Source organism: Sphingopyxis sp. (assembly GCF_034380315.1).
Lineage (GTDB): Bacteria > Pseudomonadota > Alphaproteobacteria > Sphingomonadales > Sphingomonadaceae > Sphingopyxis.
The window spans coordinates 22793-43246 of record NZ_JAXMPB010000014.1 but is presented as its reverse complement, the minus strand read 5'-3'; the positions used below and the strand labels follow the sequence as shown (position 1 = coordinate 43246).

Annotated in this window: 14 protein-coding genes and 1 pseudogene; 7 read left to right on the top strand and 8 right to left on the bottom strand. The window is 61.6% G+C overall.

Annotated elements, in window-relative coordinates; all coding sequences use genetic code 11:
* Positions 1-154: 154 nt before the first annotated feature.
* From U0S50_RS17705 to U0S50_RS17685, 5 genes and pseudogenes are all read right to left on the bottom strand, one after another.
* Positions 155-1507, bottom strand: coding sequence for an MFS transporter (locus U0S50_RS17705; RefSeq protein WP_322310003.1), 1353 nt, complete (start codon positions 1505-1507; stop codon positions 155-157).
* Between the two features lie 56 nt (positions 1508-1563).
* The gene (locus tag U0S50_RS17700) at positions 1564-3093 is read right to left on the bottom strand and encodes an AMP-binding protein (protein WP_322310002.1); all 1530 of its coding nucleotides are present in this window, start codon (positions 3091-3093) and stop codon (positions 1564-1566) included.
* Between the two features lie 103 nt (positions 3094-3196).
* Positions 3197-4171, bottom strand: a pseudogene (locus tag U0S50_RS17695) (NAD(P)H-dependent flavin oxidoreductase); the annotation flags it as partial.
* A 77-nt stretch (positions 4172-4248) separates the two neighbouring features.
* The gene (locus U0S50_RS17690) at positions 4249-5586 is read right to left on the bottom strand and encodes an amidohydrolase (RefSeq protein WP_322310001.1); all 1338 of its coding nucleotides are present in this window, start codon (positions 5584-5586) and stop codon (positions 4249-4251) included.
* A 120-nt stretch (positions 5587-5706) separates the two neighbouring features.
* Positions 5707-8481: a TonB-dependent receptor plug domain-containing protein gene (locus U0S50_RS17685; RefSeq protein WP_322310000.1), complete on the bottom strand. Its 2775-nt coding sequence runs from the start codon at positions 8479-8481 to the stop codon at positions 5707-5709.
* A 170-nt stretch (positions 8482-8651) separates the two neighbouring features.
* Here U0S50_RS17685 and U0S50_RS17680 point away from each other — a divergent pair, with 170 nt between their 5' ends.
* Together U0S50_RS17680 and U0S50_RS17675 are read left to right on the top strand one after the other, a co-directional pair.
* Positions 8652-9245: a PadR family transcriptional regulator gene (locus tag U0S50_RS17680; RefSeq protein WP_322309999.1), complete on the top strand. Its 594-nt coding sequence runs from the start codon at positions 8652-8654 to the stop codon at positions 9243-9245.
* Between the two features lie 148 nt (positions 9246-9393).
* Positions 9394-9993 carry a TetR/AcrR family transcriptional regulator gene (locus U0S50_RS17675; RefSeq protein ID WP_322309998.1) on the top strand — a complete coding sequence of 200 codons (600 nt, stop codon included), beginning with the start codon at positions 9394-9396 and terminating at the stop codon, positions 9991-9993.
* 76 nt (positions 9994-10069) lie between these two features.
* Here the strand turns inward: U0S50_RS17675 and U0S50_RS17670 are convergent, their stop codons facing one another.
* Positions 10070-11467, bottom strand: a complete 1398-nt coding sequence (locus tag U0S50_RS17670; protein ID WP_322309997.1) for a carotenoid oxygenase family protein — start codon at positions 11465-11467, stop codon at positions 10070-10072.
* Between the two features lie 211 nt (positions 11468-11678).
* Between U0S50_RS17670 and U0S50_RS17665 the strand changes: the two genes are divergently transcribed.
* Positions 11679-13559, top strand: coding sequence for a M1 family metallopeptidase (locus tag U0S50_RS17665; RefSeq protein WP_322309996.1), 1881 nt, complete (start codon positions 11679-11681; stop codon positions 13557-13559).
* 77 nt (positions 13560-13636) lie between these two features.
* On the top strand, positions 13637-14245 hold the full coding sequence (locus tag U0S50_RS17660) for a DUF6151 family protein (protein WP_322309995.1): 609 nt from the start codon (positions 13637-13639) through the stop codon (positions 14243-14245).
* A gap of 45 nt (positions 14246-14290) precedes the next feature.
* On the opposite strand, the gene U0S50_RS17655 is transcribed toward U0S50_RS17660, so the two are convergent.
* Complete coding sequence (locus U0S50_RS17655; RefSeq protein ID WP_322309994.1) at positions 14291-15925, bottom strand: sulfatase-like hydrolase/transferase; 1635 nt, start codon at positions 15923-15925, stop codon at positions 14291-14293.
* 199 nt (positions 15926-16124) lie between these two features.
* Here U0S50_RS17655 and U0S50_RS17650 point away from each other — a divergent pair, with 199 nt between their 5' ends.
* Together U0S50_RS17650 and U0S50_RS17645 are read left to right on the top strand one after the other, a co-directional pair.
* Positions 16125-16754, top strand: a complete 630-nt coding sequence (locus tag U0S50_RS17650; RefSeq protein ID WP_322309993.1) for a TetR/AcrR family transcriptional regulator — start codon at positions 16125-16127, stop codon at positions 16752-16754.
* Entirely contained in the window at positions 16751-17692 is a 942-nt protein-coding gene (locus U0S50_RS17645; RefSeq protein ID WP_322309992.1) for a formylglycine-generating enzyme family protein, read from the top strand. The genes U0S50_RS17650 and U0S50_RS17645 overlap by 4 nt, the downstream gene beginning before the upstream one ends.
* Here U0S50_RS17645 and U0S50_RS17640 read toward each other — a convergent pair.
* Positions 17621-19504: an arylsulfatase gene (locus tag U0S50_RS17640; RefSeq protein WP_322309991.1), complete on the bottom strand. Its 1884-nt coding sequence runs from the start codon at positions 19502-19504 to the stop codon at positions 17621-17623. The two genes, U0S50_RS17645 and U0S50_RS17640, sit on opposite strands and share 72 nt — an antisense overlap.
* A gap of 91 nt (positions 19505-19595) precedes the next feature.
* On the opposite strand from U0S50_RS17640, the gene U0S50_RS17635 reads away from it, so the two are divergent.
* Positions 19596-20453 (top strand): FAS1-like dehydratase domain-containing protein, encoded by an 858-nt coding sequence (locus tag U0S50_RS17635; protein WP_322309990.1) that lies wholly within the window; start codon positions 19596-19598, stop codon positions 20451-20453.
* Position 20454: the final 1 nt, after the last annotated feature.

Genomic DNA, 20454 nt, shown 5'->3' with positions numbered 1-20454 from the left:
CACAACCTCCGCCTCACGTAGCTTGCCGATAATCTCTTCCGGGCGATGCTTTTTGCTCGGCATTCTATATCTCCTTCGTCGTCCAAAATATCATCAATTTTGGACCACTCAGAAGGGGGCAGATCACTCGCGCGCTCCATCACCCCGAAACTCGTCAGGAGTGTGCGGTGACAGAGCGCCGTCGCAGGAATGAGAGCAGCAGTATAACGCCCAAGAGGCAGAGCAGCGGCCCTGCTGCGGCAGCCAGAAAAAAACCGCGCGCTCCGATATGGTGGCTCAACCCGACAGCGCCGATCAACGGAGCCGCGATGGAACCCAGCCTTCCGATCCCCAGCGCAAAACCCACTCCCGTGGATCTCACCGCAGCCGGATAAAGCCCCGCCGCCAAAGGCGCGAGCGCCATGCCGCTTCCCGTTGTCATTGCCCCCGCGACGAACGCAAGCGCCAGAAACGCTCTGGTAGGGCTGACGACCAAGGCCAAGAGGCATAGCAGGAGCGTGGCAAGCGGTAAGCTGATCAGCAAGCTTCTGGCCGCACCGATCCGGTTAGCGAGAAGTCCGAGAGCAATACTGCCGAAAATGGCACCCAAATTATAAACGCCGAGCGGAAGAAGCGCATCGGTCGCAGCCCATCCGTTCGATTTGAGATAGGCAGGCATCATCAGGCTGACGAAGAACATCACATATTGCATCCCGACGAAAATTAGCCACAGCGTGAATGTGATCCTGGCGCGCCCGTTACGGAACAGCGCCGCCGCGCTGACCTTGGCCTTGTCAGTATCGGCAAGAATGAAGCGCGTCGCCGAAACCGTGCCAGCGGCGGGACGAATGCGCGACAATATGGCGCCTATGCAATGATCGCCCCCAGCGCGCGCGGCCAGAAATCGGAAGGATTCCGGCAACAGCGCCACAACGCCTGCCGTCACCAACAGCAATGCCAAGGAACCGAAAAGAAACAAGCCCTCCCAGCCGAACTGCGTGATGATGGCGGGCCCCGATATCCCGCCCAGCGACGTGCCGAGGGGGGCGCCGACATACATTGTCATGATCAGAAGATTCCGTTTCCGATCGGGTACGATGTCCGAAACGGCGGCAATCGCAATGGGAATTGCACCGCCCGCCCCGACCCCCGTGATCACGCGAAACAAGATGAGCGCGCCAAACCCGTCGGCGGTTGCGGTCGCCGCCATACCGATTGATGCCAGCAGCATCATCGCCATCAATACCAGACGGCGGCCATACCGATCGGCCAGATACCCCGCCGCGACAGACCCTCCGACAACGCCATACATGACGGCCGAAAGCGGCGAAATTATATCCCGTGAAAAGGCTGCTTGGTCCAGGCCCCATTCGTCGGATAGCGTCGGGACGACCATGCCCATCGACGTCAGGGAAAAGCCTCCTGTGACCAGAACCATCGCGCAGAGCAGACAGATCGCGACATGGTATCGACCAAGCCGCGCCCCACCGACAAATTTGCCGACATCGATCACGGACCCTCCGCTCATCTCCGAGCGATCCGGACTCGCGTCAGCTGTCATATGCTGACCCAGCTTCTGGGAGGTCAAATCTGGCGGCCCGCACTGTCCCAATAGGGCGCGCGCAGCCGCTGTTTGAATATCTTTCCGCTGTCTTCGCGCGGCAATTCGCCATGCAGATCGATCTGACGCGGAATTTTGAAACGCGCGATCCGCGCGGACAGAAACTGCGCCACGGCCTGTTGGGTCAGCGTTTCACCAGGCACACATTGCACCGCAGCAACAACCATTTCGCCAAATTCGTCATGCGGAGCGCCGAAGACCGCGCAATCCGCAACTTGAGGCATCTCTATCAGCGCCGCTTCGATCTCGGCAGGGAAGATATTGGCGCCGCCCGATATGATCATGTCCTTCTTGCGATCGCAAATGAACAGATAGCCTTCTTCGTCCAGATAGCCGACATCACCGACGGTCGCGAAGCGGCCCTGGCGCTGTCCATCGAGGTCGCCCGCGACGTTCGAATAGGAAAACCCGCCGCTCGTCGGAAAATCGACGAATATACTCCCCTCTTGTCCGGCAGGAAGCGGCCGCCCGTTGTCATCGAGTATTCGGATCTCTCCGCCCGGCAAAACCTGTCCGACCGACCCCGGTTTCCGAAGCGACTCCGCAGACGAAATGAGAGTCATGAATCCCAGCTCGCTAGCCCCATAGCTTTCGTAAAAGATGGGACCCAGCCAATCGATCATCGCGCGTTTCATGTCCGCTGGCCAGGGCGAGCCCGTCGATATACCGAACCGCAGCGTCGACAGATCATAACGAGAGCGCACCGCCTCTGGCAGCTTCAACAGCCGCGCCATCATGGTGGGTACAATGTAACAGTGGGTTATCCCATGGGACGCGACATCTGAGAGGAAAAGCTCGGGATCAAATTTCGGGGCGATGAACAAGTCGGCATAGCCCGCCGCCAGACAGAATATCGAAAGAGCGTTGGGCGCACTATGGTATAGTGGCGCGGCCACATAGAAGCGATCGTTCGGTCGCAACTGTAGCACTGCGGAAGCCTGTTCGGCGAATTTTGTATAGGCGTCGGGCGTCTCGGCGGCAGCTATGCGCCGGATGCCTTTCGGGCGTCCCGTGCTCCCCGAGGTGTAGGCCAGCACCCCTCGATAGCGACGCGGCGGGCCTTCAATGGGCGCGGTTTCGGCAACCAGCCGATCATAGTCGATCTGGCCGTCGGGCGTCACCGCCACGCCGGAATATGCCGCCAATATCTCGTCTGGCGTAGACACGGCGATGATCGGGACCGACCTCGCTGCTACCGCCATGAAATCGACCGTCAAATCCGAATGGCCGATCAGCAGACGAGCGCCCGAATCTTGAATGATCGACAATAGCTCATCGCGCGACCCGTGCCAGTTCAGCGGCACATAATAGGCCCCCAGATATCGACAGGCTTCGACAACCTCAAAATAGGCCACATCGTTACGAAGCAGCACGGCGATCACATCATCCTCGCCGACCCCCATGTCGCGAAGAGCCGCAGCAAGCCGCCTTGCCCGCTCGGTCCATATGGCACGCGCAGTCAACCGCGCACCGAGATAGATACCGCTCGTCACTTGCACTTCCTTCCGCATTGGGAGCCGCGACCCGAACGCACCATCATTGGCGCAATCCTGTCGACCGCCGCATTGCACAGAAAAACCGGCGCCCTTCAGGTGCTCAGAGCATCGCCGCCAGACGTTTTTGGATGATATCCCGAGCGTCGGACACAATGGCATCGATCAGCTGCTTCACCGTCGGCAGATCATCAATCAGCCCGACGACCATTCCGCAACTCCATGCGCCGACATCCATTTCGCCATCGACCATCACGCGCGGATATACCCCCGCAACCTCGTCCGCGATGTCGGCAAACCGAATCTGATCGCCCAGCGCCTTTTCTTTCAACAGCAGGCGTTCCACCGCTTCATTGGTCAACACCCGTTCGGTATTGCGCAACGACCGCATGACAAGGCGGGTATCGCGTTCGTCGGCATCGAGAATGGCCTGCTTCACATTGGCATGAACGGGAGCGTCCTGGGTCGCAAGAAAGCGAGTTCCCATGTTGATGCCATCGGCCCCTAGCGCAAGGGCCGCCGCCAGACCGCGACCGTTCGCAATGCCGCCCGATGCGATAAACGGGATCGACAGACGCTCTGCAGCAAGGGGGAGAAGGATGAAGTTGGTAACATCATCCTCGCCTGGATGTCCGCCACACTCAAACCCGTCCACGCTGACGGCGGCGCATCCGATTTTCTCTGCCTTCAGGGCATGACGTATCGATGTGCATTTATGGATGACCTTGATCCCGGCTGCGTTGAATGCAGGCATGACCGGGGCCGGGTTATTGCCGGCCGTTTCCACGATACGGATACCGCTTTCGACGATGACGCGGACATATTCGGCATAGGGCGGCGCATTGACCGACGGCAGAAAGGTCAGATTGACGCCAAAGGGCATGTCAGTCATTTCGCGGCAGCGCGCGATTTCAGCCCGCAGCTTTTCAGGCGAGCCAGGCGTCAGACCGGTGATCAACCCCAGACCGCCCGCATTGGCAACGGCAGCGGCCATTTCTGCAAAACCGACATAGTGCATACCGCCCTGGACGATGGGATATTGAACGTCGAACAACTCGGTAAAGCGCGTTTTCATCTCTACAGTCTCCGGAAAAAGTCAGTCCTGTCGGTTCGGGCGCGATTGTCCGGCGCCGCGTCGTTCGGGCAGGGAGCAGGTCAGCTTTGGCTGAACAGGGTGAGTGCCGCCCCGGTCATCGCTTCAATGCCTGTCAGGAGCGCCGGCGCCGCATCGGGCCGGAAGGTCGAACTGTGCAGTTCCTGCTCTGCGACGCCTTCGCCCCGCCTCAGCGCCAGAAACTCATCCATGTTCCGTGTCCCCAAAAAGAACAGAAACGATGGAACAGCGGGCTCGCCGCGTCCGAGAAAGGCGAAATCCTCGCTTGCCAGCACCGGATCGATACGACGGACACGCTGAGCCCCAAAGCGCATGGTCCAGTCGGCCACGATCAGCTCTGTCATCTTCCCATCGTTGACCACGGCCGGGGATTGCTCAACGATCTCGGTACGTGGAAGGCGGTCCTCCGGCATGCCGAAAGCGCGGGCCGTGTGGATCGCAACTTCGTTTACGCGCCGGACAATCGTCGCGAGAGTCTTGTCATCGTGAGCGCGTACCGAGAGATCAAGCTTCCCGTCCTCCGCTATCACGTTGCGCTTGCGGCCAATATCGACCCGCCCCACGGTGATTACCGCGGCATCGTTCGCCGCGACTTCTCTGCTGATAACCGATTGCAAAGCCATAATGATCTGGGCGGACAGCACGACCGGATCGCGCGTCTTTTCGGGCGTCGCGCCGTGACCGCCTGTCCCCCTCACGTGCAGATCGATACCCGCCATGGCGGCCATGGCCCGGCCACTGGCATAGCCGATCGATCCTGCCGGCGCCGACGGGGAAACATGCGTGGCCAACAGAAAGTCCGGCCGAGGAAACCGGGTGTAAAGGCCGTCGGCGAGCATCGCCCGAGCGCCTTGCAGCGTTTCTTCGGCCGGCTGGAGGTACAACAGCAATGTGCCTTTCCATTCGGCCTTCATCGCCGCCAGGCGCCGCGCCGTTCCCAGCAGATTGACCATATGCATGTCATGGCCGCAGGCGTGCATGACGGGAACTTCGACACCATCGACACCGACCACACGGCGTCGGCTGGCAAACGGAAGGCCTGTCTCCTCCAGGATCGGCAAGGCATCCATGTCGGCGCGGATGGCAACGACCGGCCCCGGCCCGTTGCGCATGACCCCGACAAGACCGTGCCCCCCAATTTTTTCGTGCACATCAAAGCCGATGGACCGCAACTGCTTGGCCATGGTCGCGGCGCTCTGCACCTCTTCCCCGGACAATTCGGGATGGGCATGCAACTGGCGATAGATTGACAACAGGAGCGGCAGATCGCGCTGTACGGCGTCCTTGATGCCTTCGCTCGCTGACGCCGGGCTCATCAGCAAGACGCCGAACGCCGCGCAGCCAAGGAAGAACGATTTGCGAAAAGTCGAAAAGGTCATGGTGTTCTTTCGTTCCATCGACTGCGAAACGCGGACATATCCCCGCATCGCTGGCGGTCGTCCGCGCGGCGGCAACGAAGATGTGGGTCCTTGATGTCGCCGCGCGAACCCGTGGAAGGACTAGAAGGACTGAACAATGCGAGCATAGAGAACGCGCCCGCGCGGATCGTGAACCCGTGAGTCATAAGGCAGTCCGTTTTCGGTGCTCGCCCGGGGAGGGTCGCGATCGAATATGTTCAGCGCCCCGATGCTAAATTGGGTCCCCGTCCCGAAGGTGCTGCCGAACGCTTCGTCCAGGTCCACGGCATATTGCACGTCCATGGTGGTCCAACTGCGAATGGTTTCGACGGGTCGGGGCGGGATGCGGACGAGCAACTCATCGTTGATATAGGAGTCCACATATCGGAAGTTGGTCGTCAGGCTGTGCCCCTCAAGCGTCCACTGCACCGTCAAATTGGCCCGCAAATCGGGGGTGGGGCTGGCAATAGTTCCGAAGTTTCTTCGCCCGACCCGATCGATCAGTGGCTGACCTGCCGCCTCCCGGAATTTATAGTCCAGTATCTTGGTCGCAGCGAGATTGAACCGGATTTTCCCGGCGTCCCCAATATCCGCCCGATAGGACAGTTCGACATCGATGCCGTTTGTCTTGAGGCTGGAAACGTTAAAAAACGTTCCTTCCAGCCGCTCTATGCTGCCGATCGGACTGCGCAGGACGTTATCCGGATTTCCGGAATCGGCAAGGTCCTGGGCCGTCTGTCCCGCAATCAGGTTTTTGATGTCGAACCGCCAATGATCGACGGTCAGAAACAGCCCCGGTATCGGGCGGAAAGTCGCACCGACATTGATCGAATCCGACGTTTCGGGCCTTAGACCGGGATTCCCCCGTCGAACCACCGGAACAAAGCTTGCCTGACCAGTCGGGTTGGCGGCATCGGTCACACGCTCCTGCGTAACCAAAAGGCTGGATGCGCCGTTCTGGGCATATTGCGGGGCGCGAAAGGCCGTCGAATAGGATCCCCGGAAAGTTATCGCATCACTGGCACGCCAAAGCGCGGCGACCTTCGGATCCACCGATCGACCGACACCGCCGCCATGATCCTCGAGCCGGATCGCCGTCTGCACCTCCAACCTTTCGGTCAGCGGCCATGACAGTTCACCAAATGCCGCAACGACATCACGGTGGAACCGTCCGTTCTGCCGACCGTAAAGGAACATCAGCCGCTTATCGAGCGCCTCCTGATTGAAGTTCATCCGCCGACTGTCATCGCGCCACTGCAGCCCGACCGCGAGCCCGACATCGCGTCCGCCAAGAGCAAAGGGCTTGCCTGTTACCACGGCATCGAGAACCAGGAAGTTCGCACTGGAATTGGTTCGCAAACTGCTGGAAAAATCCGCAATTACTGCAGGATCATTGTAGAAGGGCGAACCGGGCGATGCGCCAATCCCGCTCGCAAAGGGATTGAAATACTGGTTATTGTTCGGCCCGCCCTTTCCTTCCAGCGCGGCAAGGAAGCGGTCTTCCAGCAAATCCTCCAGAACGGTCCTGGTCTCAAGGCGCGTATAGCCGAGCCCGAGGTCATAGTCCCAACCGCCGCCGATCGTACCCGCCAGGCCAGCGACAACCGAAAGCGATGTGTGCTCGAAACGATCTTTCTTTGCCTCCCCTGCCGTCGGGAATGCGCGGCCGTAAAAGATCGCGCCGCGAGTAAAGCTAGGCGGCAGGTTGAGAGCATTGACTGCGCCGGCGACACTGCCAGGCACGCTGCCGGGCTGGAAACCCGGATTGCTCGCCGGAACGAATGGCAGCGAAACAAGCGGGTAGGACGGCGCAGCGGCACGATAGCTCTTGTTCCGCGCATAGCTGATATCCAGCGTCATCCGGGCATTGTCGGACAATTCATAATGCATGTTCGTGGCGGCCTGAAAGCGCTGCTCGTCCGCCACCAGCGTCAAATAGGGATCGAGCGAAAAGCCACAAAAGGTCGCAGTTCCGGTTCCTCGAGTCACGACACCACCGTTGGCGACGCACCCTGGGTCGGCCGTAGGCGGCCCGACGACAACAGTCGGCCGGTCAGGAAGCGGGACGCCCGGGCCGGTGAACGGCTTGAACGCAGGCTGGAACGCACCGGGGCCGCCAAGGCTCGTGAAACTCGACCCCATTCCGAAATCGACCTCGTCAGCCGTCATTAAGCTACGATCGAGATAGTTGGCGCCGATCACGATACCGAAACGCCCGCCCTGATAGCCATAGACCCCGCCGAATTCGACATCGCGCGTCGCGCTGGAGTTTCCGGCGGCACGGTAGTTGGCCTCGACCTCCAGCCCCTTGAATTTGCGCTTGCTGATAAAGTTCACGACGCCCGCCACCGCATCGGAACCATAAAGCGAAGCCGCACCATCCTTGAGCACTTCAACCCGTTCCACCATGTTCATCGGAAGCAGCAGATTCGTGTCGACGAAAGTTACTCCGTCGTTGGTGTTGGGCAGGGAATTGGGACGGCGCCGGCCATCGACCAGCACCAGCGTCGAACCGACCCCCAGGCCGCGCAGGTTGAAATTGGATGTGCCCGTCGTTCCACCCTGGGTTCGCTCATCGGTATTGAACTGCGACCCGGTGTTCACGGTCATGTTACGCGCGATATCGGCGACCGTACTGACACCCGAGCTTTTCAGTTCGCCGCTGTCCAGGACATGGATAGGCGACGACCGATCCACGGCATGAGGGTTTAGGTAGCTGCCGGTAACAATGATCGGCTCCTGCGATGTGTCACCTCCGGGCTCGCCATCGGCCGCAGACCCTTCGGTGCCCTGATGTGCTGCAGCCGGCGCGGAAGCGAGCGCAGCGATCAACGCAAGCAGCCCGGACCGAGCTCGTAAAATCCCCCTGAATCCCATTGCCTCACCCTCCCGAACATCGGCGCCAATACGCTCGATGAGTCAACAGATACATCTTGATGATATATCTGACAACTATAAACTGATACTGGAATCCGGAGGGCGCCCTTGCCTTGTGAATGAAACATGCGCTGCTACTAGGCAGTATAGAGACCAGCGGAAGCAGTGATATGAGCGTGGAGAATAGATTCGGTAAAAAGCGGACGGCTTTCGCCATCCTGGGCTTTCTCGCCCGTGGCCCCAAATCGGGGTATGACATCAACCGATCGATATCGAGCAGCACCGGCTATTTCTGGAAAGAAAGCTTCGGCCAGATATATCCAATCCTGAAAAAGCTCGAATCCGAAGGGTGGATACACAAGGATGAAGCCGAACTGACAGGAAAACGTCCGCGACAAAAATATGCGATCACACCGCCGGGACTTGACGCTCTGCAAAAGTGGATCGCTGACAAGGTCGAACCCAATGTCACGCGCAACGAGATGCTGCTGAAGCTGTTTTTCGGCCGGCTGGTCGAACCGGAGATTCTGATTCGCCATATTCACGAGCATCGTGCGCGTACGCAGGACCAGCTTACGATATTCGAGAATTACAAGGCTAGCTTCAGTTCGCGTTCGCTTCAGGAAAATCCCGACCTGAAGTTCTTCCTGATCCCGCTCAATCACGGAATTGCAACCTATGGCGCCGTGGTACGCTGGTGCGACGAAACGCTTGCCATGCTGGAAGATGAAACAAGCGACCCGGCACGATCCACGCTCTCCTGACCCCGTTCGGGAAAGCATCCATTGTGCTGCCAGCCGCCAATGCCATCGACTCAGCTTGTCAAGCTGGTGTAGCGCTTGACAACATTATCGATGACCACCGCAGCATCATGGCGTGCGCGGGGTCATAGCTATCGGGAACAAGTCAGGCATGCCGAAAATCTTGACGGAGCAGGACAAGGAAGATTTCCGACGGAGGCTTTGCGAAGTTGCCGAGAAACTATTCTCTCAAAAGGGGCTAGAGGCTGTGTCTATGCGGCAGATCGCCTCCGCACTGAACGTCTCTGCCATGACGCCCTATCACTATTTTCAGGACAAGGACGATATATTGGCGGCCGTGCGGGCGCGCGGCTTCGAGCGTTTTGCCACCGCGCTGGAATCCGCCAGCCAGCGAGCCGAGGATTTGCGGACGCGGGGCTTTGCCATTGCGGGCGCCTATCTCGATTTTGCGCTAGGCAGCCCAGACACCTACAAGCTGATGTTCGACCTCAACCAAAGCAGCGACCGGGACTATCCCGAGTTGGCCGCAGCATCGGCGCGGGCCAAGTCCCCGACGCACGCCTGGGTGCGAGAAATGATCGCAGCCAAAGTTTTCAAAGGCGAAGCTGAGGAAATAGGCGACATGTACTGGGCCTCTATCCATGGCGCGGTCGTGCTCGAACTGGCGGGAAAAATGCCCCCCGGCTCGGCCCGCCGCGTTCAGAAGACCTTTGCGAAAACGCTATTCAACGGGTTGCGCGCAGAGGTCTGACCGCAGGCGCGCAACGACCGGCGCCGGCCCGGCACCTTGTTCCCGACGGGACATCCAAAGCCGGCACTGTCATCCCTCACCCCATGTCACCCGCGACCCAGCTACCGTGGAAACCATAGGGTATGCGGCGCGGAACGTGGACCGTTGCGATCGGTCCCTTTTCTAAGTCGGTCGCCTCGAAGATCAGAAGATCGGAACGATTTTCCGGTGTCCGATATACCACGGTCATAAGGTAGCCATCACCCTCGCCCGCCTCTTGAGATCGCGGCACGAACACGGGTTCAGAAGCAGGGCTATCGGCCCCAAGCTCGAATTTTTCGCGCTTCCCGGTCTGCAGATTCTTGTGCACCACCGCAGTCTGGCCGCCAGCGCCATAGCCCGCAGGATCCCCCAGATACCAGCCATGCACGTTCTTGCGTGTTTCGAAACGGTGATCAATGCGCGGGAATTCACCGAACAAATCGTCGAGCGTCTCCTCCTTGACGGCATTGGACGGAGCGTCGAGGTCGAAGGTCCAGCGCATTAGCTCACCTGCATGACGTTCGCCTGTCTTACCATCGACGCGCGGGAAAAGCGGTGGCTGATCATAGCGCAGAACGTCGGCAAACAGCTTTCCGCCCTCTTGCCAGGCATTCAGAACGTGAAACACGTAACAGGAATCGACATTGAACCAGCGAATATCGCCGCTGCCGTCCCGGCGCATCACAGCGATATGCCCGCCCAGATCAGGTTCCCAAGCATAGGCTGACTGGCCGCCCATGGCCCGATCAAAACTGCCTGTCAGCGGCAGCACCGGTATCATGGCGTAATCCTGCGTAACCATGAAATCATGGATCATGGACGAAAAGGGTGCAATGATTCCATCACGCCGCGTCACCGAACCATCCGCAGCGGTAATACCGAAACTCAGTTCGTTCGTGAATGGACCTGGGCCTGAATCATACGCAAACCAGATCATCTCTCCCGTCACGGGATCGATCTTGGGATGCGCGGTGACGCGCGAGCGATAGCTTTCGACATAGCCTTTGGTTTCGAGAGTGACGGGGTCGACCTCCATCGGCATATGTGCTTCGGACAATGCCAACAGCTTTCCAGCCTGATAAAGAATATGGGTGTTGGCCCCGCCCGAATCCTTGCCACGGGCGATGGGATCGGTCGTCATGGGATTGCCGAAAGATCCGAACAACGAACGGCCTGCTTCATGCTCCAACTTCCAGCGCGGCGTGCGCACATAGCGATTCCGGTACTGCACCTTGCCGTTCTCGAAATAGAAACCGTGCATCATCCCGTCACCGGTAAACCAGTGATAATTGGGATCGCGTGGCTCGAATTGCGGATTGGGCCCGACCCTATACAGGGCGCCGCAGAGCTCGACCGGAACGTCGCCCGATGCCGTCAGCTCGAAATCATCCTCGGTCCGGATCGGGGCAAAATTCCCCTGCAGATACGGGCTGCCATGACCAGAATTCAGCATTGACCTTCCTCCAACATAAGGGCGCCTAACCACCGACAGGCGGACTGCACGCCACGCTGCACAACAGCCGGGATCATCCCGACCGCGCCACTCTTATATTTTACGATGTATATTATAAAATCCACGGGTCAAGAGCCACAATTTGAACCCCGAGCATCGCCACGCTGCTCCGCGGTTGCAGTTTGGTGGCCGAGGGCGTACCCCGCTAACCATGCGTAACTTCCTGGCCGCGCTGCTGATGACTGGCGCCCTCGCTTCCCTTCCCGTCGTTGCCGCTGAAAAGCTGGCGCCGCCCGCGCCTATCCTGACGACGCCTGACGCGGTGGACAGCTGGACGCATGCCAGGCCGGAGCAGGCGCGCGTGACCCATGTCGCGCTGGACCTCGATGTCGATTTCACGGCGCAGCGCCTGCGCGGAACCGCATTGCTCGACATCCTGGCCAAGCCGGACGCCAAGTCGATCATCCTCGACGTCGATGGACTTGAAATAAAAGAGGTGACGGGCGACCGCGGCCAGAGCCTGCCCTTCACCATCGGCACGCCCGATAGCGAACTGGGATCGGCAATGACCGTCGAACTCGGCGGATCGCGCAAGGTTCGCATCGCCTATACCAGCGCGCCGGGCGCCGCGGCGCTGCAATGGCTGCCGCCCGCGATGACCGCGGGCAAAACCAAGCCCTATCTGTTCAGCCAGGGTCAGTCGATCCTCAACCGCAGCTGGATTCCGACCCAGGACAGCCCCGGCATCCGCCAGACATGGGATGCCACGCTGACCGTCCCCGGCGACCTTGTCGCGGTGATGAGCGGCGAGAAGCTGAGCGGCGACAAAGGCGAGCGGCTTGCCGACGGGCGCCGCCGCTTTGCCTTTCGCATGGACAAGCCGGTGCCGCCCTATCTGATCGCCTTTGCGGTCGGCGACCTTAAATTCCGCTCGCTCGGCCCCCGTTCGGGGGTATGGACCGAGGCGGCGATGCTCGAAAAGGCAGCCGCCGAATTCACCGATGTCGAAAAAATGATCGACGCCGCGACCGCGCTATACGGTCCCTATCGCTGGGGCCGCTATGACATGCTCGTCCTGCCGCCTGCCTTTCCCTATGGCGGCATGGAAAATCCGATGCTGACCTTTCTGACGCCGACGATCATCACCGGCGACCGGTCGAACACCGACGTCGTCGCGCACGAACTGGCGCACAGCTGGTCGGGCAATCTCGTTACCAATGCGACCTGGTCGGACAGCTGGCTGAACGAAGGTTTCACCACCTATTTCGAAAACCGGATCATGGAGGCGCTCTATGGCAAGGAGCGCGCCGCGATGTACGCCGATCTCGACTGGGACAATATGATCCGCGACATCAAGGCGAATGGCGGCGAAACCGGCGCGAAGTCGCGGCTGCACGGCACGCCGGGCGATGGCGCGGTCGATTATACCAAGGGATCAACCTTCCTCCGCACGATCGAGACGGAGGTGGGGCGCGAGCGCTGGGATCCCTATCTCAAATCCTATTTCGACCGTCACGCCTTTCAGCCGCAGACCACCGCCGGCTTCCTCACCGACCTGCGCGAAAATCTGCTCAAAGGCGACGCGGAGCTGGAGCTGAAGCTGCAACTCGACCGCTGGGCCTATGCCGCCGGGCTGCCGGACAATGCCGTCCACCATCGGAGCGCGACGCTCGCCGCGGTCGATCAAAAGCTGGCGGCCTTTAACGCCGGCGGTCCGGCAGGGGCGGTGCAGCCCGAGGGGTGGAGCACCCAGCAATGGCTGCGCTTCCTGAACGGCATCGCGCGCGAACAATCCCCGGCCCGGCTCAAGGAACTCGACGAAACGCTGGGGCTGTCGGCATCGAACAACGCCTATGTCCGTTCGGCCTGGCTCGAGCTTGCGATCGCCAACCGCTATGACCCCGCGCTCCCCTCGCTGCGCCAGTTCGCATCGTCGGTCGGACGCGGCCTGCTGATCTATCCGCTTTATCGCGGGCTGAAGCGGCAGGACGACTGGGGCGATGCGATCGCCCGCAATCTGTTCGCCGAAGCCCGTCCGACCTATCACCCCGCCGTCGCAAACGGGATCGAGAAGATTTTGAAGGCCGAGTGACCCGGCCGCCGGGTCGACAGGCCGGCCGCCGAAAGATAAATCCCCCATTGGCCCCAATGACCGGAAGGATGGCTTCCATGACGACAGGCTCCGACCTTCGCTTTTCCTGTAGCTGCGGCGAAGTGGAGGGGCGTTTGCTGAACGCCGGGCCACGGGAAGGCGACCATATTGTTTGCCATTGCAGCGATTGTCAGGGATTCGCCCGCTATCTGGGAGCCGCAGAGCGAGTGCTCGATGGCAGCGGGGGCACGGCCCTTTTCCAAAGTCGCTGCGCCCGCATGCGGCTGTCGAAGGGACGCGACCGGCTGGCGAGCCTTCATCTGACCGACAAGCCGACGCTGCGCTGGTATGCAACCTGTTGCCGGACGCCGATGTTCAACACCTATGCCAACGGCCGCATCCCCTACGTCACCACGCTGGTCGCCAATTGCAATGCGGAACGAAGGGACGACGTGCTGGGCCCGGTGATCGGCCATCTGTTCACCGAGGATGCGGGCCGCGACGTCGGCGACGTGCCGCGCATGTCGATGGCAAAGCTGATGCGACGCTTTTTCCGCCGGATGGTCCGCGACATGATCTCGGGCGACCGGCGCCGAAGCGCGTTGTTCGATGCCGCGACGCTCGAACCAATCGCGGCGCCGCATCGCCTGACCCCCGACGAGCGGCAAGCGCTGGCCGGCGATTGAGGCGAGACCGGGGGCCTGCCGGGCACCGCCCCGCCGCCGCCGCGATCAATTGGTCCAATAGATATAATCCTGACCGGCCCGCCACGGCGCGTTGAGCGGAACGTCAATGCGCACCGGTCCCTCGATCAGCCCAGGCCAGATCGGTTTCGCCATGTCGCGGTTCTGCGCCGCGATCATCGCGCGAAGTTCGGCGACGCGCGCGGGCTCTATCGCTGCCAGGTCGTGCTGCTCGGTCGGATCGGTCGCAAGATTATAAAGGCGCGCCTTTTCGGGACGCTTTGTCACCTGCAATTTCCAGTCGCCCGCGCGCACCGCGCGATAATCGCCCGAACGCCAGTAAAGCGCGGCGCGCTTTGCCGGGCCCGCCAATATATTCTCGCTGTCGATCACCCGGTCGCGGGGCAGCGCCGCGCCCGCCGCCGCAGCGATCGTCGCGAAGATGTCGAGATGGCCGGTCATGTCGGCGCGCCGCGTTCCCGGCGCGATGTGCGCCGGCCAGCGCAGGAAAAAGGGGGTACGCGTGCCACCTTCGAAAAAGGTCGCCTTCCACCCGCGATAGGGCGCGTTGAGATCGGGGATGCCGGTGTACCAGGCGCCGCCATTGTCGCTGGTGAATAGGACGAGCGTATTGTCGTCGATCCCCAGTTGCTTCAGCTTTGCCATCACATCGCCAATGCGCCGGTCCATCTGCGCGATCATCGCGCCGTAAACGCGCGTCTTGTGATCCTTGATCCCAGACAACCGGTCATAGTCGGCGCGCGTTGCCTGAAGCGGCGTGTGCGGCGCATTGAAGGCGAGATAGAGGAAAAAGGGACGGTTGCGGTTCGCCTCGATCGCCTTGATCGCTTCGTCGGCGAAATAGTCGGTCATATGCCCCTGGGGGTGAAAGCGCTTTCCCCCATTGAAGGTCACGGCGTGGCGCAGATTGGCCCACAGGAAACGGTCGATCGGGTCCCAGGGCAGCTTCGCATTGACCGCCTGCGCATCATCCTCCGGCAGAAACATCGCGCCGCCGGCCAATATGGCGAGGCTTTCGTCAAAACCCTGTGCCTGCGGCTGGAGCGCTGGCGCCTCCCCCAGATGCCATTTGCCGATATGAAGCGTGTGATATCCGGCCTGCTTTACCAGTTCGGCGATGGTCACTTCGCTGGCCGGGACGCCCATATCGGGATAGTCCGGTATATCGGGCGTAATCCGGTCCTTGTGAAAGATCGCGCGAAGCGGCCCCACACCGTCGCCGTGCGCCAGATTTTCTGCAAACTGGACGGGAACGGCGGTGAATTCGAAACCGAAACGAGTGGGATAGCGTCCGGTCATCATTGCCGCGCGCGATGGCGAACAGGTCGCATTCGCGGCATAGGCTGTCGTGAAATGGGCTCCCTCGCGCGCCAGCGCATCGATGTTCGGCGTGCGAACGATTCCGCCAGCCACCCCGCCGCCGTTCAGGCTGATGTCATTATATCCCAGATCGTCCACGACAATCAGAATGATATTGGGCCGCCGCTCGCCATTCGGCGCGGTAACAGGGCCTTGCTGCCAGGCAATCATTCGGTTCGGCTGCACCGGGTCTCGCCAATCCGAAAGCAGACCCGGAAGGCGGTATTTATTCTCCTGAAACGCCCAATAGCTAGTTGCCATCAGCATGAGGAGGACGCCCAGTGCGATCCACCGCTTTTTCATATCGCCCCTTCCCCTTCTGCCATCCCATGGCGCTCGGCGCTGCGAGGATCGGCTGCGCCAAGATAATCCGACCGACCCGACCAGCCAACGCTTGCCCATAATATTATGACACGATAAGTGTCATTATATTGAATGCGGCGCAAGCGGGTCTTGCTGGAAACCATTGACCCCGGCGTCAAGCTGGGCCAGCGGAGATGGAATGACAAAGGGGGAAGGAAAAACGACGACGCTTGCGCGCGCGCGCAAGGCCGTTGACGGGCGCCGCGAACGCAGCCGTTCGAGCCATCGCCGCATCGTCGAAGCGATGATGGAACTGATCGCCAACGGCGATCTGATGCCCAGCGCAGCGCGGGTCGCGGAGGAAGCTGGCATCGGCCTGCGTACGGTATTTCGGCACTTTGACGATATGGACTCGCTCTATGCGGAAATTTCCGCGACCATTACGGAGCGGGTCATGCCGATCGTGACCGCGCCGTATCAGGGCACGGACTGGCGCGACAATCTGCGCGATCTGGCGCGGCGCCGCGTGCGGGTTTTCGAAACCATGCTGCCTTTTCGGCTCGCGGCGAACATCAAACGCTATCAGTCTCCTTTTCTGATGGGCCAATATGGGCAGGTCGTCACGCTCGAGCGCGAGCTTGTCTTGCGGCTTTTGCCGCCGGACATTCTGGCGCGCCGCACCACCGCCGAGGCGCTGTGCGCAGCCCTCTCCTTTCAAAGCTGGCGCGCGTTGCGCCACGACCAGAGCCTGTCGGCAGAGGAAGCAGGAACCGTCACGGCACACATGGTCGAAGCGCTGATCGCGATGGTGCCGGACCAGAAGCCATGAACCGAGGCGACCGGGCGCTGTTGTCGGTCACGATGATCGTTGCGCTTGCCGGATGCGGTCGGGAAGCCTCTCCTTCCGACGGCCCCATCGACACGGCCGTTCCAGCGCCCTGTCCCGCCATGCCCCGCGCGGATTATGCCTGGGTTCCCGGCGGGCGCTTCGTCATGGGCGCCGACGCGCATTTGTCCGAAGAGGGGCCGCCGCGCGAGGTTCGCGTCGCCGGATTCTGGATGGCGACCCACGAAGTCACCAACGCCGAATTCGCCGAGTTCGTCCGCGCGACAGGCTATAGGACATTGGCCGAGCGCGACCCGCCGCCCGTGCCCGGCGCACCGCCCGAAATGCTGGTGCCCGGCGGCGCCGTCTTTGCCGCCCCGACCGATGGCAACCCCAATTGGTGGCGCTGGGTCGTCGGAGCCGAGTGGCGCCATCCGGCCGGTCCGGAAACCGACATCGACGGCCATTCCCGCGATCCGGTGGTGCAGATTGCCTATGACGACGCCCTTGCCTACGCCCGTTGGGCAGGCAAGGATCTGCCGAGCGAGGAACAATGGGAACTTGCGGCATCGACCGGCGGGGCTGATCGCAATATTCCGATGGGCCGCGACGGCAAGCCACGCGCCAACTATTATCAGGGTGTGTTCCCGGTCAAAGACCTTGGCACCGATGGCTATCGGGGCCGTGCGCCGGTGGCCTGCTTTCCCGCCGATGGCCATGGCATTCACGACCTGATCGGCAATGTCTGGGAATGGACCCGCAGCACGGCGGGAAAGGATCACAACATCATCAAGGGCGGCAGTTTCCTGTGCGCCGCCAATTATTGCGCCCGTTACCGTCCGGCCGCACGCCAGTTTCAGGAACGCTCGCTAGGCACCGACCATATCGGCTTTCGCCTGATTGACACGGCGCGCCCGGCGCCGACGCCAGCCCCAGATTAGAGCCGAAACCAGCAACGTCAGCCCCCCGGCAACCGCGCCTAGCCGGATCAATTGCTTGCGCCCGCGCTGTTCAAAGGCATAGCGTTGAATCTGGGCGTCCGCTGTATAGCCCGCCGGCATATCGAGGACGCCGTTCGCCTTTGCATAGGCCCGATAGTCCGCCATCATCGCGGAGAAGCGATCGGGCAGCGCCGCGGCAAGGTCGTTCGTTTCCCCAGGATCGGTGCGGATATTGAAAAGTCGCCAGCGGCCGTCGCCGGTTGGAGCAAGATTGCGCACCAGCTTGTAATCCCCGCGAAACAGCGCGGCGTTTCCCGACAATTCATAACCAAGCGGCCTATCGCCATGCACGCTGGCGCCCGCATCGCCAAGCATCGGGATCAGGCTGCGCCCCGTGATCGGCTCGACGGCCTTACCCTGCCATGTCCCGCCATGCAAAGGCACGTCGGCAAGACCCGCAAGCGTCGGTACAATGTCGGTGACATGCGCAAAGCCATTGCTGACAGCGCCCGACTGGACACGAGTGCTGCCCGGCCAGGCGATGATCAGCGGAACGCGCAGACCGCCTTCGGTCGCGCTGAACTTATATCCCGACAAGGGCGATGCCGCGGCGCTCGCCCACCCCGCTCCAATGTTGGAGAAGCTGTTGGGGCGGCCGATATTTTCGATCGCCGTATTATAGCGCAGCCCCAGAAACACGCGGCCACGCAGGGTCGCATAGGGATTGGTCGGTTCCGCGCCATTGTCGGAAAGGAAAACGAAGATCGTGTTTTCATAGTCGCCGGTACGCTTCAGATGTGCCACGAGACGGCCGACCTCGCGGTCCATCGCGGTTGCCATGCCGGCATAGGCCTGCATCACGCGAATGGCGGATTTTCGTTCTTTTTCATCCAGCTTCGTCCAGTCGCGCGTGGTCGGCATCGTCACCATCGCCGTGCCTTCGGGGATGATGCCCAGCGCGGCCGCCCGCCGGGCCCGTGCGGCGCGCAGCGCGGTCCAGCCGTCGCGATACATGGCGGCATAACGCGCGATGTCGCCGTCGGGCGCTTGTATGGGAATATGATTGGCAAGAAAGTTGATCGACGCAAAAAATGGCCTGCCGCTCGCCCGATCCCCCTCGATATAGTCGAGTGCCTTTTGCACGACGAAACGCGACGAATAATAGCCGGGCGGCAGTGTCGCGGGTCGGCCATCCTCGGTCCAGTCGGCCTTGTCATAGAGCACCTCGATCGGCCGCTGCGCAAAATTGTCGGCCCCCGACGCCCCCAGGCTGAACGCCCGGTCATAGCCGCGCGCGCCCGGCAACCGCGTCGGATCGTTGCCGAGATGCCATTTGCCGGTCAGGTAGGTGCGATATCCCGCCGCCTTCAGCATCTGGGCGATGGTGACGACGCGGTGGTTCATTACCGTGTCATAGCCCGGCTTTCCCTTATGCTCGTCGGGGATGGTTTCGGGCATGTTGCCGAGCCCGGCGCGGTGATTCATCACCCCCGTCTGCAGCATCGCACGGGTCGGCGAACAGGATCCCGCCACGTGAAAGTTGGAAAAGCGCATCCCGGAGCGCGCCAGCGCATCGATGTTCGGCGTCGCGAATTCGGCGCCAAAAGCGCCGACATCGGTGAACCCCCAATCATCGGCGAGGAGGATGACGATATTGGGGCGTTCGATCGCCGCCCGCTCTGCGCCGGATGCCGAGGGCGCCTCGGCCGCCGCCGGTCGCGCCGCGCAGATCAGGGAAAGCAGCAGAAGCCCGGCACGCCTGCCCGTCGCGGTCCGTCGCCTTGCGCTTCCCCCCGGCTCATGCCCCGCCATCGCTCCGCTCTCCCAATGCACATATATATTGACACTGACTATGCCATAATATCGACCAAGGCAATGGCCCGCTTGGCAGCGGCGGTCGGGCATGCTTGAACGGGATATGGACTGGACGAAATGGATCGGGCGCCGCAGCACGCAGCGCGACCTGCTGACCCCCGCGACGCTGGCACGGTTCCGCGCCACCATCGACAGCGCGGAAAGGGACGACATCGCCCCACAGGCGATCCACTGGTGCCTGTGCCTGCCCGACGCGCCGACCGCCGCGCTGGGCACCGACGGCCACCCGCGCCGCACCGACGACCCCGACAGTTTCCTGCCGCCCATTCCCCTGCCGCGCCGGATGTGGGCGGCGAGCGACGTGCGCTTTCACGTGCCGATCCGGGCGGGCGCCGCGATCGATCGGCAGTCGGCGATTGCGGGCATCGAGGAAAAGCGCGGCAGCGGCGGCCAATTGATCTTTGTCGAGGTCATGCACGACACCCATGCCGACGGCATCCATGCGGTGAGCGAGCGCCAAACGATCGTCTTCCGCGAACCCGCCCCGGTTCCGTCCCCGGATATGCAGGCCCCCGCCCCGGTCGGCACGCCCGACCTGTCGGGCTGGTCATGGCAGCGCACGCTGATCCCGTCCGAACCGATGCTGTTCCGATATTCGGCGCTGACCTTCAACAGCCACCGCATTCATTACGACCGCCCCTATGCCACAGGCGAAGAGGGGTATCGCGGCCTGGTCGTCCACGGACCGCTGACCGCGACGCTGTTGCTCGACCTTGCGCAGCGCGAGTTGGGTTCCAATGCCCTGTCGCATTTCCGGATGCGCGCACAGGCACCCGCCTTTGCGGGCGAGCCGCTCCATCTGGTCGGGCGCCGCGCCGAGACGGGCTGGGAACTGGCGGCGATCGGCGCCGACGGGCGCACGGTCATGACCGCAAGCGCGAATTGAC

Coding starts and splice junctions, on each gene's coding strand:
- U0S50_RS17635 (WP_322309990.1), top strand. CDS start 19,596: ATGCTTGAACGGGATATGGACTGGACGAAATGGATCGGGCGCCGCAGC.
- U0S50_RS17705 (WP_322310003.1), bottom strand. CDS start 1,507: ATGAGCGGAGGGTCCGTGATCGATGTCGGCAAATTTGTCGGTGGGGCG.
- U0S50_RS17650 (WP_322309993.1), top strand. CDS start 16,125: ATGACAAAGGGGGAAGGAAAAACGACGACGCTTGCGCGCGCGCGCAAG.
- U0S50_RS17690 (WP_322310001.1), bottom strand. CDS start 5,586: ATGACCTTTTCGACTTTTCGCAAATCGTTCTTCCTTGGCTGCGCGGCG.
- U0S50_RS17675 (WP_322309998.1), top strand. CDS start 9,394: ATGCCGAAAATCTTGACGGAGCAGGACAAGGAAGATTTCCGACGGAGG.
- U0S50_RS17660 (WP_322309995.1), top strand. CDS start 13,637: ATGACGACAGGCTCCGACCTTCGCTTTTCCTGTAGCTGCGGCGAAGTG.
- U0S50_RS17655 (WP_322309994.1), bottom strand. CDS start 15,925: ATGAAAAAGCGGTGGATCGCACTGGGCGTCCTCCTCATGCTGATGGCA.
- U0S50_RS17640 (WP_322309991.1), bottom strand. CDS start 19,504: ATGGCGGGGCATGAGCCGGGGGGAAGCGCAAGGCGACGGACCGCGACG.
- U0S50_RS17680 (WP_322309999.1), top strand. CDS start 8,652: ATGAGCGTGGAGAATAGATTCGGTAAAAAGCGGACGGCTTTCGCCATC.
- U0S50_RS17665 (WP_322309996.1), top strand. CDS start 11,679: ATGCGTAACTTCCTGGCCGCGCTGCTGATGACTGGCGCCCTCGCTTCC.
- U0S50_RS17645 (WP_322309992.1), top strand. CDS start 16,751: ATGAACCGAGGCGACCGGGCGCTGTTGTCGGTCACGATGATCGTTGCG.
- U0S50_RS17670 (WP_322309997.1), bottom strand. CDS start 11,467: ATGCTGAATTCTGGTCATGGCAGCCCGTATCTGCAGGGGAATTTTGCC.
- U0S50_RS17685 (WP_322310000.1), bottom strand. CDS start 8,481: ATGGGATTCAGGGGGATTTTACGAGCTCGGTCCGGGCTGCTTGCGTTG.